The sequence below is a fragment of the Paenibacillus sp. Z6-24 genome, from assembly GCF_054161335.1.
The window spans coordinates 1,474,166-1,490,605 of sequence record NZ_CP096398.1 but is presented as its reverse complement, the minus strand read 5'-3'; the positions used below and the strand labels follow the sequence as shown (position 1 = coordinate 1,490,605).

General features: G+C 47.1%; 17 protein-coding genes and 1 pseudogene. 6 read left to right on the top strand and 12 right to left on the bottom strand.

Translation table 11 applies throughout. The features are described from left to right. Window positions 1–453 precede the first annotated feature (453 nt). On the top strand, window positions 454–1,155 hold the full coding sequence (locus M1D61_RS06620) for a response regulator transcription factor (protein ID WP_458121654.1): 702 nt from the start codon (window positions 454–456) through the stop codon (window positions 1,153–1,155). 34 nt (window positions 1,156–1,189) lie between these two features. Then, the gene (locus M1D61_RS06615; protein WP_458121653.1) at window positions 1,190–2,176 is read left to right on the top strand and encodes a DMT family transporter; all 987 of its coding nucleotides are present in this window, start codon (window positions 1,190–1,192) and stop codon (window positions 2,174–2,176) included. Between the two features lie 253 nt (window positions 2,177–2,429). Here the strand turns inward: M1D61_RS06615 and M1D61_RS06610 are convergent, their stop codons facing one another. The 3 genes from M1D61_RS06610 to M1D61_RS06600 all read right to left on the bottom strand — a co-directional run bounded on the left by M1D61_RS06610 (window position 2,430) and on the right by M1D61_RS06600 (window position 5,480). Further along, entirely contained in the window at window positions 2,430–4,481 is a 2,052-nt protein-coding gene (locus tag M1D61_RS06610; protein WP_458121652.1) for an iron ABC transporter permease, read from the bottom strand. Continuing rightward, window positions 4,478–4,615, bottom strand: coding sequence for a hypothetical protein (locus tag M1D61_RS06605; protein ID WP_458121651.1), 138 nt, complete (start codon window positions 4,613–4,615; stop codon window positions 4,478–4,480). Before M1D61_RS06605 ends, M1D61_RS06610 begins: the two co-directional genes overlap by 4 nt. 208 nt (window positions 4,616–4,823) lie before the next feature. Further along, window positions 4,824–5,480, bottom strand: a complete 657-nt coding sequence (locus M1D61_RS06600) for a restriction endonuclease (protein ID WP_458121650.1) — start codon at window positions 5,478–5,480, stop codon at window positions 4,824–4,826. 321 nt (window positions 5,481–5,801) lie between these two features. Between M1D61_RS06600 and M1D61_RS06595 the strand changes: the two genes are divergently transcribed. Beyond that, entirely contained in the window at window positions 5,802–6,593 is a 792-nt protein-coding gene (locus tag M1D61_RS06595) for an SDR family oxidoreductase (RefSeq protein ID WP_458121649.1), read from the top strand. 377 nt (window positions 6,594–6,970) lie between these two features. Then, window positions 6,971–7,897, top strand: coding sequence for a sulfurtransferase (locus tag M1D61_RS06590; RefSeq protein WP_458121648.1), 927 nt, complete (start codon window positions 6,971–6,973; stop codon window positions 7,895–7,897). Window positions 7,898–8,007: 110 nt separating this feature from the next. On the opposite strand, the gene M1D61_RS06585 is transcribed toward M1D61_RS06590, so the two are convergent. Continuing rightward, on the bottom strand, window positions 8,008–8,523 hold the full coding sequence (locus M1D61_RS06585; RefSeq protein ID WP_458121647.1) for a hypothetical protein: 516 nt from the start codon (window positions 8,521–8,523) through the stop codon (window positions 8,008–8,010). A gap of 400 nt (window positions 8,524–8,923) precedes the next feature. Here M1D61_RS06585 and M1D61_RS06580 point away from each other — a divergent pair, with 400 nt between their 5' ends. Further along, a complete protein-coding gene (locus tag M1D61_RS06580; RefSeq protein WP_458121646.1) occupies window positions 8,924–10,138 on the top strand; it encodes an FAD-dependent monooxygenase in 1,215 nt (404 codons plus the stop codon). A 28-nt stretch (window positions 10,139–10,166) separates the two neighbouring features. Here the strand turns inward: M1D61_RS06580 and M1D61_RS06575 are convergent, their stop codons facing one another. From M1D61_RS06575 to M1D61_RS06560, 4 genes are all read right to left on the bottom strand, one after another. Further along, window positions 10,167–10,781, bottom strand: a complete 615-nt coding sequence (locus M1D61_RS06575; protein ID WP_458121645.1) for a Type 1 glutamine amidotransferase-like domain-containing protein — start codon at window positions 10,779–10,781, stop codon at window positions 10,167–10,169. 46 nt (window positions 10,782–10,827) lie between these two features. Beyond that, on the bottom strand, window positions 10,828–11,256 hold the full coding sequence (locus M1D61_RS06570; RefSeq protein WP_046213586.1) for an NUDIX hydrolase: 429 nt from the start codon (window positions 11,254–11,256) through the stop codon (window positions 10,828–10,830). Between the two features lie 560 nt (window positions 11,257–11,816). Continuing rightward, window positions 11,817–12,335, bottom strand: coding sequence for a DNA topology modulation protein (locus M1D61_RS06565; RefSeq protein ID WP_458121644.1), 519 nt, complete (start codon window positions 12,333–12,335; stop codon window positions 11,817–11,819). Between the two features lie 97 nt (window positions 12,336–12,432). After that, window positions 12,433–13,077, bottom strand: a complete 645-nt coding sequence (locus M1D61_RS06560; RefSeq protein WP_458121643.1) for a FusB/FusC family EF-G-binding protein — start codon at window positions 13,075–13,077, stop codon at window positions 12,433–12,435. Between the two features lie 367 nt (window positions 13,078–13,444). On the opposite strand from M1D61_RS06560, the pseudogene M1D61_RS06555 reads away from it, so the two are divergent. Beyond that, window positions 13,445–13,585, top strand: a pseudogene (locus M1D61_RS06555) (SDR family NAD(P)-dependent oxidoreductase); the annotation flags it as partial. 740 nt (window positions 13,586–14,325) lie between these two features. On the opposite strand, the gene M1D61_RS06550 reads toward M1D61_RS06555, so the two are convergent. From M1D61_RS06550 to M1D61_RS06535, 4 genes are all read right to left on the bottom strand, one after another. Beyond that, window positions 14,326–14,967 carry a hypothetical protein gene (locus M1D61_RS06550; RefSeq protein ID WP_458121642.1) on the bottom strand — a complete coding sequence of 214 codons (642 nt, stop codon included), beginning with the start codon at window positions 14,965–14,967 and terminating at the stop codon, window positions 14,326–14,328. A 17-nt stretch (window positions 14,968–14,984) separates the two neighbouring features. After that, the gene (locus M1D61_RS06545; RefSeq protein WP_458121641.1) at window positions 14,985–15,185 is read right to left on the bottom strand and encodes a protein tyrosine phosphatase; all 201 of its coding nucleotides are present in this window, start codon (window positions 15,183–15,185) and stop codon (window positions 14,985–14,987) included. Window positions 15,186–15,363: 178 nt separating this feature from the next. Then, window positions 15,364–15,729 carry a hypothetical protein gene (locus M1D61_RS06540; RefSeq protein WP_458121640.1) on the bottom strand — a complete coding sequence of 122 codons (366 nt, stop codon included), beginning with the start codon at window positions 15,727–15,729 and terminating at the stop codon, window positions 15,364–15,366. A 68-nt stretch (window positions 15,730–15,797) separates the two neighbouring features. Continuing rightward, entirely contained in the window at window positions 15,798–16,151 is a 354-nt protein-coding gene (locus tag M1D61_RS06535) for a VOC family protein (RefSeq protein WP_046213577.1), read from the bottom strand. Window positions 16,152–16,440: the final 289 nt, after the last annotated feature.

Genomic DNA, 16,440 nt, shown 5'->3' with positions numbered 1-16,440 from the left:
ATACGACATGATCTGTCTGTCACATTATCAGCATAAAATATTCCTTATCCACCATATCCGCTAACAATGGTACAATATATCCGTATTTGTCAGAAGGTTTGTTAGCGAAATCTGTATGTAAAGTATATTGCTGTCAGCTTGTTTTATTATAACGTCAAGAGACGGTTTGGAAAATAATTCATATTGTGTTCAGATGTATAAAACTATACTTCCAGTAACCTTACTATCTTACATATTGAACAGAATTACCATGGGGTCAGCCAAATTTATACCATCCATCATGATCCTGCACAGCCATTACAGCAGGCTGCGAACCGATTACACTTAAGAATTGAACTTTTACAATGGTTTATTCGTATGTTTGCAAAAAATAGTTCACTTAAAACAGCTAATGGGCTTGATCGTCATGCATACTCATCAAGCTTATAATTTTCACACAGGAGAGTGACTAGCATGCCCATCAAAGTTTTGCTTATTGAAGATGAAAAAAGTCTCGCTGATATGATCGCATTTTTCCTGCAGGAAGAAGGTTACCATACAGAACTGATTCACGACGCCAAAGAAGCAATTGGCAAACTTCATGACTATCAGCCCGATATCATTGTAACTGATCTGATGCTGCCCGATCTGAGCGGTAGTGAACTGGTACAGCAGATCCGCCGGCAATCCACCGTTCCGGTACTGATGATCTCGGCCAATACGATGCTGAACGAACGTCTCAAGGCACTGGATAACGGCGCAGATGACTTTCTCTGCAAGCCGTTCAGTCTCAAGGAACTGGATGCAAGAATCAAGGCGCTGCTCCGCCGCAGCGGTCCCCAGCGGCTCAATGGCTATAATACGACTGCACCGGTGGCCGCCCAGGTACAATCTAGAGTGTTGGTTAATGATTACCGGCACAGCCTGTTGGTCGAGAGTCAGGAAGTGGAAGTGACCCAGATCGAATTTGCAATTATGCGGGAGCTGTATCATTCTCCCGGTAAAGTATTCACGCGCAATGAGCTGATGGACCGGATCAAAGGTGGCGACCGCGCTTATCTGGAGCGCACGATCGATGTTCACATTTCCAATCTGCGCAAAAAAATCGAACGGGACCCCAAAAACCCCGAGCATATTCTAACCGTATGGGGTACCGGTTACAAATATATAATGTAAAATCAGGCTGAACTGGCAGCATAGGAGAGCAGACATGAATCAATCCATCAAGACCCGTGAGCACTGGATTCCACTGGAAGTGCTGTACGTAATCGGTATTATCGCTATTTCGTTTTCATCCATTTTTATCCGCTGGTCGGACGCAAATGTATCGGTGATCGCCATGTATCGGCTGTATTTCACCGATCTGCTGCTGCTGCCGCTGGCGATCCGTTATTATCGCGAACTATTCCGTATCCCTCCCAGGGTATGGCTGATGCTGTTCATATCCGGCCTGATGCTGGCGCTGCATTTTCTGCTGTGGATGGGATCACTGCGGCTGACGACGGTAGCCAGCTCTACGGTCATTCTCACCCTGGAACCGATTATGGTCGTGATCGGCTCGTACTTCCTGTTCAAGACGCGAACCAACCGGTATATGATCATCGGTATGGCGATGGCGGTTATTGGTTCTGTAGCGATCGGATTCGGTGATTTCCGGTTATCCGGCACGGCGCTGCAGGGAGATATGCTGTCCTTTTTCGGTACGATCGCAGTAGCGATTCATATGCTGATCAGCAAGCATATCCGCTCTCATATGGAGGCATTGATCTATAACTTCTGGGTATTCTTCATGGCTGCCAGCGTGCTTGCCGTGTATAATCTGGTCAACCATATTCCGTTTACCGGCTATGAAGCGAGAGACTGGGGTGTGTTCTGGCTATTGGCTCTCGTTCCGACGCTGTTTGGACATTATCTGTTCAACTGGCTGCTCAAATACATGAATGCCGGAGCCGTCTCGATGGCTGTACTCGGTGAGCCGGTCTTCTCCTCCCTGTTGGCTTTCTGGCTGCTCGGCGAAGCACTGACCGGTATGCAGCTTGGAGCAGGTACACTGATCCTGCTGGGTGTCTGGGTATTTATCCAGTTTGGCAAAGACAAGACCGAAGCGCTCGTGCCGCCGGACATTATGGCACCCGAGGGAGAGAATACCGACCAGCAGCAGGAGAAGCTGACACCCGTGTCCGGCAAAAATCACTGATCGCTCCAACGAACAGGCCCAACAAGCACCTATACAGCTAAATAAACATCCGTTCTAACCCTTTAAGTGTACAGGGGATGACTATCGACAAACTTATACGCCATAACCAAAAAGAGCTGTCCCTCATCCTCACGATGAACAGGGACAGCTCTTTGGGCTGCAAGCCTATGGTGTACAACAATCCGGATCTTTTATTTAACCATTTCCCAAATACCAATCAGCCTAATCGGCCCGGCTGCCTGATGGTACAGGATCAGCTCGTCGGACGATGCCAGTTGGAACGATACATCAGATACAGGAAGTACGGAGCACCAATCAGCGCGATCAGCAGACCCGAAGGAATCTCTGTCGGTGCGATTACCGTACGTCCCACCGTATCGGCCAGCACCAGCATGACCGCGCCGGTCAGCGCAGACAGGAACAACGAACGCCGCATGTGATGACCGGTCAGCAGACGCACCATATGCGGCGCAATCAGGCCGATAAAGCCTACCGTACCGACACAGGCTACCGCGCCTGCTGCCAGCAGTACACCGACCGCCATCGCCAGCAGGCGTGTTCTGCGTACAGACAGCCCAAGTCCCGAGGCACTCTGATCGTCAAATACGAGCAGTTCGAAGCGCCGGGCCATCCACCAGGCGACCGGTACGAGCAGCACGAGGAAGATACCGATCATCTTTACATGATCCCATGTACGTGCATAGGTACTGCCGGTCAGCCAGATGTAGCTGGACCCGCCCCACAGCGTGCCCTGGACGATCAGAATCTGGATGCCCGCACCGGCAATCGCGGAGATAGCGATACCGAGCAGTACGACTGCAGACGGATTTAACCCTTTATTCCAGGAAAGGAAGAAAATGATCGACGCTGCAGCCCCTGCACCCGCTATCGCAGCAATCGGCACCATAAATGCAGGCAGCGCAGGCCACAGAATCATAATTATCATCGCCCCCAGTCCCGCTCCCGAGGATACCCCGACGATCGAAGCATCCGCGAGCGGATTGCGCACTGCCATCTGGATCAGCACGCCGCTAATCGCCAGCGCCGCACCTGCACCCGCTGCCACCAGCGTACGCGGGATACGGAACTGCAGCAGCGCCGAATACAGTCCATCCGGGCTGAACAGCGAAGGCAGCAGATCGCCCAGCGGAATACGCAGGCCGCCAAACATCGTGCTGCCTACGGTCAATACAACTGCCAGCACCGTAAAAATAACCGCCAGTCGGCCAAACGGCCAGCGCTGGGCAGATGCTCCTGTACTCATCGAAGCAGAGCCGCCGACGCCATTGGCTGCCTTCATTTTCACCAGTACCAGCCAGATCAGCCATGGTGCGCCGATTAAGGCCATTACTGCACCTGTCGGCAGTTCCATGCTGGAGTTATGGACCATCTTGGCAAGTACATCGGCGCCGATCAGCAGCGCTGCTCCCCAGATAAATACACCCGGCAGCAGCCAGCGATGAGCGCGTATGCCGCTCAGGCGAACGAGATGCGGCGCGACCAGGCCGACGAAGCCGATCGGGCCCACCACACTAACGATAATCGCAGCCAGCAGCACAGCGACCAGCAGACCGCCGGCACGCGCTACGCCTACCTTTTGTCCGAGAGAGGAAGCTGTCGATTCATCCAGATCCAGCACATCCCACTGCCTGGACAGCAGCAGTGCCGCGATCGCGATACCTACGACCCACGGCCAGGCATACTGTACCCCGCTCCAGTCATTTTGTACGAGTGTACCCGATCCCCACAGGAACAGCCCCTGCGTCTCCAGGGCAAAGAAAATATGCAGCGCACTTGTAAAGGAGCCGAGCACCATCGAGATAATCATTCCCGACAGCGCGAGCCGGACCGGACTGGAAGACCGTCCTCCGCCCATCAGATAAGCTGCCGCTGCCGCCATCAGCCCGCCAAGCGCTGCGAACAGAAAAGGCGACGTACGGAGCAGATCCGGGAACATTACCGTACCCAGTACAACAACAAAATAAGCACCTGCATTAATCCCGAGCGTATCCGATGCCGCCAGCGGATTGCGGGTGATCGTCTGCAGCAGTGCGCCGGCCACTGCCAGTGCACCCCCGGCCAGAATACCGATCATCGTACGCGGCATGCGCAGATCCCAGATCATATTATGGTTCAGCGAATCCTGTCGTCCTGTCAATGCTTCCATTACCGTATGCAGCGGAATCGCCGCTTCCCCATAACACAGGCTCACGAAGAAAAGCACTACAAGAGCGGCCAATCCGCCGCCATAGATGCTGACGACGCGCCACGGGTACATGGAGCCTGTTAATGAAACCGAACTCATCGTGCAGCCACCCCGGCAGCCTTGTCCGCAGGTCTACGCGAAGCTCTACCATTATGGTTAGCCCGGTCATAGTCAGCCAGCAGACGATTCATTGCCATTCCCTCTATTGCTGTATGTATTGTTTGTGGCATCACGATTCCATCCCCCTGTGTATGTATATCTCATAATCCATAATGATAATCATTATCATTATGGATTATGAGGGTGTATATTCGCTTTGTCAATGTAGATCACTTACTTTTTAACGCAGAAAATAACCGGGCAGATAAAACTCCCGGCTGAACGTTCTCTATTCTCTGTTTCTTGTAAATCAGAAGCCGCCTCAAAAGCCGCGTCCCCGTGCTAGCGGTTATGCAGCCATTTCTCTGCCTTGCGGTCCTTGCCGGTAGAACGCATAGGCTTATCCAGGTACTCTGCCCATGGAGACAATACGGTATACGCTTCCGCCTCGATACAGTCCATAGCGTCTTCATAATGTCCTGACTTGAAATCATCCATCAGCTGGATCAGATCTTCACGATTGAGCAGCTTGACGCCATTCACCCCGGCCAGCGTCTCACAGGCAGCGGTAAAACGTCCGGCAGACGTCAGCACAATCGAGCGTCCTGCCTGGTAGTAGCGCATGGAACCATACACTTCCTGAACCGCATCGAGACTGATCGCATTATTCTCCTGATACCGCTTGGCCTGCAGTACATTGCGCACACCATGACGGTCGGTAAAGACCAGATCCGCACCAAAATCGCTGCTGTCCTTGGTCTTGAAGGTATCTTCGTAACCCAGTTCATGGAACAGACGGTATAAATACCTCTCAAACTCCGCCCCCTCCATCTGGTCGATATCTCCAATCGTAATTCGCCGCGGGTCCAGCTGCTCCCGCCGAATGCGTGCACTGCGGCGCCGGAGTCCCCGGATAATCAGCACGAGCAGCAGGGTAGCTACTACCGCTGTCAGTCCATACATCCACATCGGCTGGGCTATAAAAAAATCGTTGTTCATATCTTGGATGTCCCTTCTTCTATGTATTCTTCTGTGTATTCTTCTATATCTCGAAGTAACTATACCAGATCCGCTCAGGCTGCGGAAGATATTGCCTTCCAAGCCGCTGCTTTGCTGGGTCTTTCGCTGCATTTTGCCATAATCAATCAGGAGTGGCTGCACTGGTTAGCAGCCCCTTTGAATCCCAGCGGTGTGATCCTGTTATGCCTCATGTTGGGATTGCCTTCTGGTTAACTGCGGATGAGTACGGGTAAATGCAGTATTAGTGACATGTGCGAAATTAGTTTTTCAAATCATTTTCAATTCAAGGAGGACAATCATATGCTAGGTAAAAAAACCATTTTCATCACAGGTGCAGGCAGCGGGCTCGGTAAAGGAGCTGCGATTGGACTCGCCCAAAAAGGACATAAAGTGATCGCTACCGTCGAAACAATCTCCCAGGTTCCTCCTCTGCAGGACTATGCCAAGGAACAGGGACTCAATATTGAAGTATTCAAACTGGATGTAAATAACCCGCTGGATCGTGCCCAGTTGGAGAAATACGATATCGACGTATTTGTCGCCAATGCCGCGATCGGTCAGGGTGGACCGCTGGCTGAACTGCCGGTCGAGAACCTGCGCCGGATTTTCGATACCAATGTATTTAGCTCCCTGGAGCTGGTACAGATTGCCGCGCGCCAGTTCGTTGCCAAGAAAAAAGGTAAAATCATCTTTATCAGCTCCATTGCCGGACTGAGTGTAACGCCGTATCTCGGACCATACTGCGCATCCAAGCATGCTGTTGAAGCAATTGCGCAGGCGCTCAAGGACGAACTAGCCGAGTTCGGTGTCCAGGTCGCTACGATCAACCCGGGTCCTTTCAAAACCGGCTTCAACGATATGATGTTCGCCGAGAAGGAAAAATGGTATGACGAGAAGACCAATTTCACCAAACGCTCCGATATGATGAAAGGCGAGAAAATGCTCGCCCAGCAGTTCGATCCGCAGGATATGATCGACAAAATGGTCGAAATCATCGACGCCAAGCATCATCCTTTCCGCAACGTCTATCCGGAAGCATCCGAACAGCAGGTCAAGGAATATCAGGCTAAGCTGTGGGAAGAGCAGGTCTAATTAGCAGTACGCGTCTTGTATGCGATTATACCGATAATTCTTCTTTAAAAGGAATTGCTTTTTAACAGCTCATAAACGGCTAGTTTTACAGAATCATTTGTAAAAGTTATATATTAGTACCTTATTGCCAGCAAGAATACTCTATTACCGAAAAGCCCGCTGTGTGCGGGCTTTTTTATTTATATCCAGTGCTTGCTGCTGTACGTCATATACTGATGAAAATGAACGCTCCAACGCAGCATCTCCCTGTACCACATCCGGAATAGATGCCGCCGCCGATACAGTGTAAAATAGAAAGCATACCTATATCTACAGACATTCCAGTGCAGCACGAATCATATTTATTCCATTTTTCATAGACGAAAGGAGCACAACATATGCAAAATACCGTATCCATCAAATGGCTGCTCGCCCGGATGTTCGAACCGGATCTGGTTATCGCCGATTGCCGTTTCTGGCTGAATGACCCGCTGGCCGGACGGCAAAACTACAATGAAGCCCATATCCCCTGTGCCATCTATCTCGATCTGGAGGAAGATCTCTCCTCCCCGGTCAGTACTCATGGTGGTCGCCATCCGCTGCCCGAGCCGGAACAGATGGCCCGCATCTTCGGTCGTGCCGGACTAAGTCAGGATGACCGGATCGTTATCTATGATGATAACAACGGTATGAACGCTGCCCGGCTGTGGTGGATGCTGACTTATCTGGGGCACAATCAGGTGTACATACTGGAGCAGGATTTCAGCGCCTGGAAGCAGGCCGGCTATCCGGTGACCGATGAGCAGCCGGTAGTCGTGCCAAAAACGTTCGAAGCGCGTCCGCAGAAGAACATGGTAGTCGATGTGGATTATGTACGTCGGATGTCAGAACGCCTGTCTAGGTCTGATCGTGTGAATACGGGTAACGTTCATGATACTGCCGTTAATAGTAACGAAGCCGAATCAGATAAACATCTGAACACTTCAACAGTGATCATTGACTCACGCGCCCATAACCGCTATCTGGGACTGGAAGAACCTCTGGACAAAAAAGCCGGTCATATCCCCGGCGCAATCAATTTTTTCTGGCAGGATGTACTGACCGAAACGGGCAGCTTCAAATCTGCCAAGCAATTGGAAGAACACTTTGCCGGCCTGGATAAAAAGGCAGAGATTATTGTCTACTGCGGCTCCGGTGTGTCGGCTTGTCCGAATGTATTTGCCCTGAAGCAGCTTGGATTCGAAAATGTGAAGCTGTATCCGGGCAGCTGGAGTGACTGGATCAGTTATGAGGATAATCCAGTGGCGACTGGAGAAGAAATGTAGCATGTTAAAAAAGTAAAAAGGATTGATCCTATATAGTGATCAATCCTTTTTACTTTCCTGCTATTCTTGTTGTCAATTCAGATAAGTATACATACCCAGCTAGAGGTTATTCAGTTACTCCACTGCTTGTATCCCAAAACGGCAAGATTCGGATTCTTGCTTGAAATAAAAATACGGAATTTTTTGTAATCATTTCGAGGTGATTTCATATATTGCTTTTGTACTTTGGAGCTTGGTTGGAAAGTCGCTACAAATACAGGTTCCCACCCTTTATCGGTTTCGGTTTCCAGGCTGAATACTACACTTTCCTTATTTTGACCGGGAAAAGGAAATGCAGTGAATTGAACATCTGTCATCCCTTCTGCATTAAAGCTTATCGTCGAATGAGGTGTGGATTCAGCAGTAAAACCAGAGATAACATAATAATCAAGATCAGGCACCGGATCTCCTGGTTGTGGCGGTTCAGGAATGATAATCGGTCCAACTTGTACGCTGCTCGGCTGCATAACGCTTGAAGCGCTTTCTGCAAAAGCAGTAGCTTGACCTGGAATAGATACTGCCAATGACAAACCTAAAGTCATAGCTAAAACAGACAAATTTTTCACCAGCGATTTTAATGTTTTCATTATTCTTCCTCACCTTCATTTATTAAAATATTCAGCTGATCTCGAGCCGTAATGTTCTGCTCTCACCTCTTTTCTCTGTCAGTCCTATCTCATGTGTATATTTCAGCTTAATTAACTAACTAAGTGCACCCTTAATATAGAATATTTAGAAATATATGTATATATAACAAGGGATTTTTCTAGAGCAGAAGCTATATCACTATCCAAAAATGCTAGCCCACATCAGCCAGTTTACCTATCCATCCCTGTCGTTTCAACCTTCCTCTACAGGGTAAGGAATCTCTAGCTGTATCGCTTTGCTGTTGATCCATTGTTAGATGCAGTGTTTCTAATATTGTTCATTCTCGCTATTCTGTTTGTCCATCATGACACATATATAAACGCCGAGAGGAGCGACATAATGACAGTTCAAAAAGCACTTATTTCAGGTGCAAGTATTGCCGGTCTCAGTACTGCTTTCTGGCTTGGCAAAGTTGGCTGGGAAGTTACGATTATTGAACGTGCAAGTGCTTTTCGCGAAGGTGGACAGAATGTCGATGTGCGCGGAGTTGCTCGCGAACTTCTTCAAAAGATGGGCATCGATGAACAGGTTCGCAAGCAGACCACTACCGAAGAAGGTACTGCATTCGTCAACGACAAAGGACAGGTAGTCGGCGCTTTTCCCGTAGAGGATTCGGATGGGCTTACCGCTGAAATAGAAATTCTACGAGGCGATTTGGCACGTATTATTCTGGATGCATTGCCATCCGGCATTTCGGTTCGTTATGGGGAGTGGATTGAACAAGTTAACGATCAGCATGAATATGTCGAGGTCACACTGCATTCCGGACAAAAAGAAAGATACGACCTGCTCATTATCGCAGAAGGCGTTCGGTCCAAAACAAGAGACAAGGTATTCGGAGATCGTGTCTCCCGAAATGAACTGGGACTGAATATGATCTATGGAACGATTGAGAAGCAAGATGGAGATGACCGATGGTGGCGCTGGTATAATGCTGCAGGTGGACGCCAAATTTCGATTCGCCCGGATAATAAGGGAACCATGCGTGCAACGCTGGCCTTCAAAGATCGCGAGCGTAATCTATCAGCTATTTCTTCCGATCAGGCACGTGCTGAACTGCCAGATATCTTCATTGGAGCCGGCTGGCAGGACGAACGCGTGGTTTATGGGTTTGCTACCTCGAATGATGTTTACTTTGATTATCTCACACAGATTATGATGCCGACCTGGTCGGAAGGCCGAATATGTGTCACTGGCGATGCAGCATGGTGTGTGACTCCTATAGGCGGAGGAGGTTCATCGCTGGCATTGATTGGCGGATATGTTCTTGCAGCCTTTCTGTCTCAGACGGGTTCCAACCGAACAGAAGACCTGCAAAGTTGTCTAAGCAAGTATGAACAGTGGATGCGTCCTATGGTGGATAAAGCTCAGAAATTGCCTCCAGGAGCTCCGGATCTGTTTTTTCCGCAAAGCAAAGCAGGAGTAGGAACCGTCCAAATGGTTTTACGGATTGCCAGTTTCGGTCCGCTGCGCAAGCTGTTCGCTCATATCGGTCATGTGGCTGACAGCAAGCAGCAGCTTCCCGAGATTCGAATATTTCAGACAACATCGTAAAATGAAAACCGCCTTGATGAAAGGCGGTTTATTTTATGATTAACATCGTTTGGTCATCATTCAATCTTGTAATCTCACATTGTTCACGGTATTCGAACTCTTTTAATCTTTCTTCGATCGTCTTGCCTGTATCATCTTGAAATATATCTTCTCGATCATAATGAGGAAAAATGAGTTTATCAGTTACGTGTAAGGCAGAGAAATCTTTTATATCGAAAGTATTCATTTGCGGAGTAAAAAATTGAACAATTTTAAGGTGTGGTCCCAGTAAAATAGTACCGGCACTTACTCCAATAATGATGACATTTTGCGAGGCCAGATGCTTTAAAATTTCATCTGCCCCACTTTTCTTCGTATGGTATAACAAATTAAACGGATTCCCACCATTGATGTATATTATATCTTTCTGAATGAGTCGTTCTGGATTGTCGAACTCTAAATCGGTAAAATCAATATTCTGAAATCCCATTTCCCTAAAATCTTTTTTTGCCTTTTGTGCATATGCATTGTTCTCTTTTTTGGGTGAAGCTGTCGTAATAATTGTAACGTTCAACCGGGAAGTCTCTCTATCGATTAGCTGTAAAAATTGATCCTTAATGGAGTCAGTGTAAAAACCACATGAAGTGAGCAATATTTTGGCCAAAGCAGTCCCCTCCTTTACCATGAAATCCTCTTCAATATCAATCCGCTTACTTCGTTCCCTCATTAAAATAGGTGATGCCCTGACCACTGATTAATGTTTTCAATCCATCCTGGTAATAAGGCATCAGCTGCGCTGCTTGCTCCACATCAATCCAGACCAATTCAGCGATTTCATCGGGTCTCACTATTTCTTCCTGCCCACCGTGTATCTCACCTTTAAAGGTAATAAATAACACATGTTCCTGCTTGGCCGGGAATACACGTTCATTGATCGCTACGATACCGTGGACTGTAATATCCAGTCCGGTCTCCTCTTTGGCTTCCCGTATGGCTGCCTCTTCCAGGGATTCGCCGTTCTCTACAGCTCCACCGGGCAGAGACCAGCGGTCGCCATCCTCATCGTAGTTCTTAACCATTAATACTTTGGAATTCGTTGGATCGGTAATGAGGGAATAGACAACATCGACCCTTCTCATTTTATTAAGCATCCTTTCTGATACGGAATTCTATGGGTAGCATCTTCCGTTTATGTAGTCTGTCACTTGTGCTTTGTAGATCTGTATCCGGGCTGCTACATCGTACTTAGCCCCGCCTTTTTACCAGCGATGTTCGCTGTTTTCCAGTACGATCGTTCCTTTTGACATCGCTTTAACAATATAGCATTATATGGATGATACAGCATAATAGAGGTTACCAGAAAAATCCAGTAGAGCAGGCAGATAACTGCAGCGGTCGATAAACATGCAAAAAAGAAGAGACCGGCACAACATATGCGAATCGTCGCGTGGCGATACGGATACTCTCATGTATTTGAAGATAAATGTAACACTATCACCACCAACGCCTACTTTTTTGAAAGCATCGCCTGTGATCATACGCATAGGCACATACGGTGTCTCGAATCCCTCGAAAGAAGCAAAAGCCCGAACAATTTGCTGTACTGAGCAGCCGAATACGGTACATCATCCAGAGTAAAATTCAGCTGCGCATCCACACGTTTCTTCTCCTAACCCATTTCATGTATGATCTCCAAACACTAACGTTCTTCCTTGAAGTCCTGTTCCAGAAACCGCTCCAGCTGCCTGGGTGAAGTAAATATGTAAATGGTCTTGTTATCTTTGAGATCATCCAGCTTCTTCAATATCTTTGGTCGCTGATCCCGGCGGTATCTCCAGATCCACTTGGCAAACTTCAAGTCCATCTTCTCCTCGCACCCAGCTGCCATATCTGGACGTGTTCTGCCTTTATACTGAAATTTTCGCTTCACTGCCCGGAACAGACTGATATACGTTGGATAATCCAGATAAATGATCGTATCCGCTTTCTGCAGACGGATGTCCATCGTCCTCCCATAATTACCGTCGATAATCCACTCGCTTTGCGCTGTCAGCTCGGTCAAGAATTGATCCCATTCTGCAGCAGGTGTGGGCACCCAGCCCGGTCTCCAGTACAGGGAATCCAGATGGTATACAGGCAGCTGGAGCTTGGCTGCCAATTTTCTGGACAGGGTGGATTTGCCGGAACCACCGGAGCCGATAATCGCTATCTTTTGCATGTTATCCCTCCATTTTTTACAGCTTGAAATTTATTGATTGAACATTTCAAAAGAAAAGGATGCTCTGTGTTAGAGCGACCTTCTTTTTACCTGATTCTTACTTGCCCGCTGCCAGCAGAAATCTCTCCAGCGGAGCGGTATCGGTGATGCTATGGTTACAAGCTTCATCATCCATGCAGATATACTGCCCTGCGGATGCAAAATTATCCGGCGAGCCGCCGCCTCTTGTCTTCACATTGAAGAATCCGAGCTCCCGGTGCCGATTGCAGAACATACAGAATCCGTTCTTATTGGTCGACGTCATCTGTCCCTCGATTCCAAGCAGCTGTCCTTCGTATGGATAAACAATATACAGACGATTGGTTGCAATATCTATCCATCTCAGATATGTCGTACGCTTGTAGTCAATAGACGCCAGATCAGGCATCTTCAGCTTTTTGGACTTGGGGAACAGCTTCTGGATCTGCTTCACTGTCACCTCTGGAAAAGGAATCATCTGCGACTCCAGACTGTCCAGATAGCTTTGCAGTTCGTAGGCTGCTTCATATTGGGACATTTGTTCCAGCAGGCTTTTCTGCTCTGCCGTCAAGTAATCAAAGGCGTCGATGGCATTCAGTACGGCTGTGCCTCTTACAGTCTCCAGCACTTTGCGATCGGCTACCGTCCGCATCGTTTTCAGCAGAAAGTCCGCCTGTTTGTGAATAACATTCAATTGATGGTTATGAATAAATGGTGTTTGCATAGCTGTCAGCCCCTTATCTGGATTGGAAAAGCAATAAGGTGCAAAGCCTGCGCATGGTAACGAAAAAGTAAATCGGGCGACCCTGTCTATCGTAATCGCGCCCTACACAAAGACTCGCCCTTGTTCAGGCTCTGCGTAAGGCCTCTCTAGTGAACGAGCAACACAGCACTGCTGCCAACATTGCCAACGGTATGACCCCCAATTCAGTAGTATAGGAAAAGTATAGCAGGCGGGAGAACAAGGAATCAATTGCCGAATCGACCTGGCAATTCTTTTTATTGACAAGAACTATGGTTTAATTTTTATCATCATATTATCGACAATACACATCATTACCCATAAAGACCTCCGTATGAAATATTATTCGATCGGCGAAGCTGCCAAGGCAGCTCTGCATTCCTTTACGCTGAGCTTGCGGCATCAGCTGAACAGTACGGCTGTAGAAGTGATCGAGATCACGCCGCCGGCCGTCAATACGGATCTGGGCGGAGCCGGACTGCATACGCAGCGAGGATAATACTTCCCTTTCAGCGGATGTTCAAAAAATGATTGAATACTCCGGTGAAAATAATATCTATTCTGTCTGCGGCGGTACTGTCGCTTTGGGTATGTATGGTGAGTTCATCGTTCTGCAGGTCAACGCTATACGATAGGATTTTATTGTCATGTACGCTTGGCATTCTGGATTCTCCTTTTAAACACTCATTGTTTCTTGCCTACCGCGATCCATCTTCTGTCTATATCTTCAAATACAAACTTCTTGTTATTATAGTCTGTTTGGATCAGTGGTCTTACAATCAGAACTCTCAGCTCTCTTAAATCCTTCCTCAAATTATAAGCAGAAGTAACATTTCCGGAATACCATTCGTCTATCCCGTATGCCGGTAAAGACGGCCCCTATTCCCATTCCTAAAGGAGACTTCACTTATGAAAAAAAGATCGACGCTTCTTTGTACTCTGACCTGTATACGAATATTCCATCTTTCCGGAAGAATCTGCTCAAAAAGAACGTAAACGCCAAACATCGGTCAAATATCTGAAAAGTATCACCACGCAGGTGACTCCACATTTGCAAAAGTTTGAGCAGCTGGCCAAGACGCTTTCTCTAAAATAAAATGGAGCATTCCTGGATGATACAGATGATCTGAATATAGACAGCACCCGGTATATACATTTACAAAAAGGCAGCCGAATTGAATCTCATTCTGGTTGTCTTTTTGCATAATATATTTGCAGACTCCAGCCGATCTACAGCAAATGCTCCAGACCATACTTCCTGAACAGCTCCTGTATCTCACTCGCCGCTACATGCACAAACTGGTCCACTTGCTCAACCGTAAAATAATCTGGAGCGATATGCGGCTCATTTCGAGGATCATTCAGCCATTCCACCTTCATTTCTCTGTACCGATTGACTTCCATTTCGGTCACAAAAGGTTCAACCGCGTAAGCTTTAGCCTGCAGTAGCAGATTGACCGGGTCATCTCCATTCTGCAGTTGCAGCGATCGCTGCAGTTCAAATTCAATCTGTGCAGCTTCCTGATGATATGCATGCCGTCTATCCTCACCGCTGTAATTGCTGCTGAATTGCTCGTACAGACCATACGTCCATCTGGCATCGGTATAAATATGAGTAAAGTAGCCGACTATAAAGTCTGTCCATTCCCGCTCATGATGCTGATCGATGTATTGCTGCAGCGTCTTCATAATGAGTGCTGCGCTCGCCAGACGATCATTTTCAACGAGATGTGTTAATCCCTTCTCCTCTCTGGTCGTCTGCCCTCTCGCATGCAGAGCATCCGGCGCGATGCTGCCGAGTAACAGTTGTGGCGTAGGCTTGCCGGAATGGAGTTGATTGGATACTGCAAAGTGAACCATTGGCCATGGCATATGTATGCCTCCTTCTATTATTCCGGCACTTCAATATGTTCGGAAACTCTTGATTTTAGCAGTTCTATCAGTTCTTCATCCATGTATCCATACTCATCTTCGATATCGAGTCTTAGGATTCGTTTCCCGTCCAGGTCTTGTCCGAATTTGGCTTTCAGTCTTCGTTCATGCTTCTTCTCCATAACGGCTATCAGATCCGCCCAGCCGATGTCCGACATTTACTTTGATTCTTGCATTTTCTGCGGTTCCTGCGGATTTAACATCATATAGTCCGTATACTTCGAATATTTTCTCGGCGGTTAGCTTCTCCATTGGTTTCGACTGCAGATAAATAATAACTTTATAATAAACCCTCCTGTATGAATTCCTTTAATTGGGATATGTTTGAATTCAACCTTATTCATGCGCTGTATATTTGTTGATCCATTCTTTCCCTGTCGACCACTCTGTGACCGGGTTATCCATTTTCAAAATATCTGTACTTGCTTTTGCCATAATCCATTCTTTCAGTCCATTTTCTTCGCTGCTTTTCAATTCTGCAGTCAAATACTGCAAACCATCTTCACCTGTATTGATAATGCTGTCGTACTCTTGCTGGTTATGCTCGATATAATCGATAGGAGCACTGGATGCGGCAATTTCCTTATCACCAATGATCTTGTCCAAATGGCCTTCTATTTCCGCAGCTACATTGTTGTTGGATTGGCAAGCTACCAGACAGACATTTATCAACAAGAGAGTTATAACAAGTATCTTTCTCATCTCTACATCTCAACTCCAATGTGTCAATGCAGCTTATATATGCTAACTACATCGCCAAAATATAATTCTTATTTGCATATCATGAGAACATTCCCGTCAGGGTCTTGGATATTAAACCAGTGACCATCTTGGATCTCAGTAAGTATGCCTACACCCTGTGACTTCAAATAATCATATGACCTATCAATATGATCTGTCGCTAATTGCAGAACTGGAATATTATGTACATGGTGAGGAGAATATATCTTACTATCTAAAATTATATTAATTCCTCCTTGCATCGGCAGCACATAAATATGCCCAAAATATATCTCTTCATCAGAAGGTAAACCAAGTAAACTGCAATACCAATCCCTCGCCTGTTCAATATTACTGACCGGAATGAATACTCCTCTAATTTTATTCTGAATTGGGTTCGTCATTATCATTAAACCTCCATCTGGTTTTGGCTTTATACGATGTTACTAGTTTGAGAATAATGTTCAGGCGTTTGATGATTCTTAATCACTGCCTGGAGCTCCACTTGCCCAATCTATCAATAAGTATCCTCTATTCGAATATATCCGTTGATTTGTTCCTTTGTTCGTTGAAATATCCCTGATCTATTATGGAAATTCCCCTCTGCTGTAATGATTCGCCCTTGTTCCTTTTTTATTATGATTCCAATATGGTCATTTGGTCCGTTACCCAATATATTATCAAATATAGTGA

Excerpts from the sequence above, each read along its gene's own strand:
- M1D61_RS06620 (WP_458121654.1), top strand. The coding sequence starts at position 454 with ATGCCCATCAAAGTTTTGCTTATTGAAGATGAAAAAAGTCTCGCTGAT.
- M1D61_RS06610 (WP_458121652.1), bottom strand. The coding sequence starts at position 4,481 with ATGAGTTCGGTTTCATTAACAGGCTCCATGTACCCGTGGCGCGTCGTC.
- M1D61_RS06585 (WP_458121647.1), bottom strand. The coding sequence starts at position 8,523 with ATGAAAACATTAAAATCGCTGGTGAAAAATTTGTCTGTTTTAGCTATG.
- M1D61_RS06540 (WP_458121640.1), bottom strand. The coding sequence starts at position 15,729 with ATGAGAAAGATACTTGTTATAACTCTCTTGTTGATAAATGTCTGTCTG.
- M1D61_RS06545 (WP_458121641.1), bottom strand. The coding sequence starts at position 15,185 with ATGTCGGACATCGGCTGGGCGGATCTGATAGCCGTTATGGAGAAGAAG.
- M1D61_RS06570 (WP_046213586.1), bottom strand. The coding sequence starts at position 11,256 with ATGAGAAGGGTCGATGTTGTCTATTCCCTCATTACCGATCCAACGAAT.
- M1D61_RS06560 (WP_458121643.1), bottom strand. The coding sequence starts at position 13,077 with ATGCAAACACCATTTATTCATAACCATCAATTGAATGTTATTCACAAA.
- M1D61_RS06590 (WP_458121648.1), top strand. The coding sequence starts at position 6,971 with ATGCAAAATACCGTATCCATCAAATGGCTGCTCGCCCGGATGTTCGAA.
- M1D61_RS06615 (WP_458121653.1), top strand. The coding sequence starts at position 1,190 with ATGAATCAATCCATCAAGACCCGTGAGCACTGGATTCCACTGGAAGTG.
- M1D61_RS06595 (WP_458121649.1), top strand. The coding sequence starts at position 5,802 with ATGCTAGGTAAAAAAACCATTTTCATCACAGGTGCAGGCAGCGGGCTC.
- M1D61_RS06535 (WP_046213577.1), bottom strand. The coding sequence starts at position 16,151 with ATGACGAACCCAATTCAGAATAAAATTAGAGGAGTATTCATTCCGGTC.
- M1D61_RS06550 (WP_458121642.1), bottom strand. The coding sequence starts at position 14,967 with ATGCCATGGCCAATGGTTCACTTTGCAGTATCCAATCAACTCCATTCC.
- M1D61_RS06565 (WP_458121644.1), bottom strand. The coding sequence starts at position 12,335 with ATGCAAAAGATAGCGATTATCGGCTCCGGTGGTTCCGGCAAATCCACC.
- M1D61_RS06580 (WP_458121646.1), top strand. The coding sequence starts at position 8,924 with ATGACAGTTCAAAAAGCACTTATTTCAGGTGCAAGTATTGCCGGTCTC.
- M1D61_RS06600 (WP_458121650.1), bottom strand. The coding sequence starts at position 5,480 with ATGAACAACGATTTTTTTATAGCCCAGCCGATGTGGATGTATGGACTG.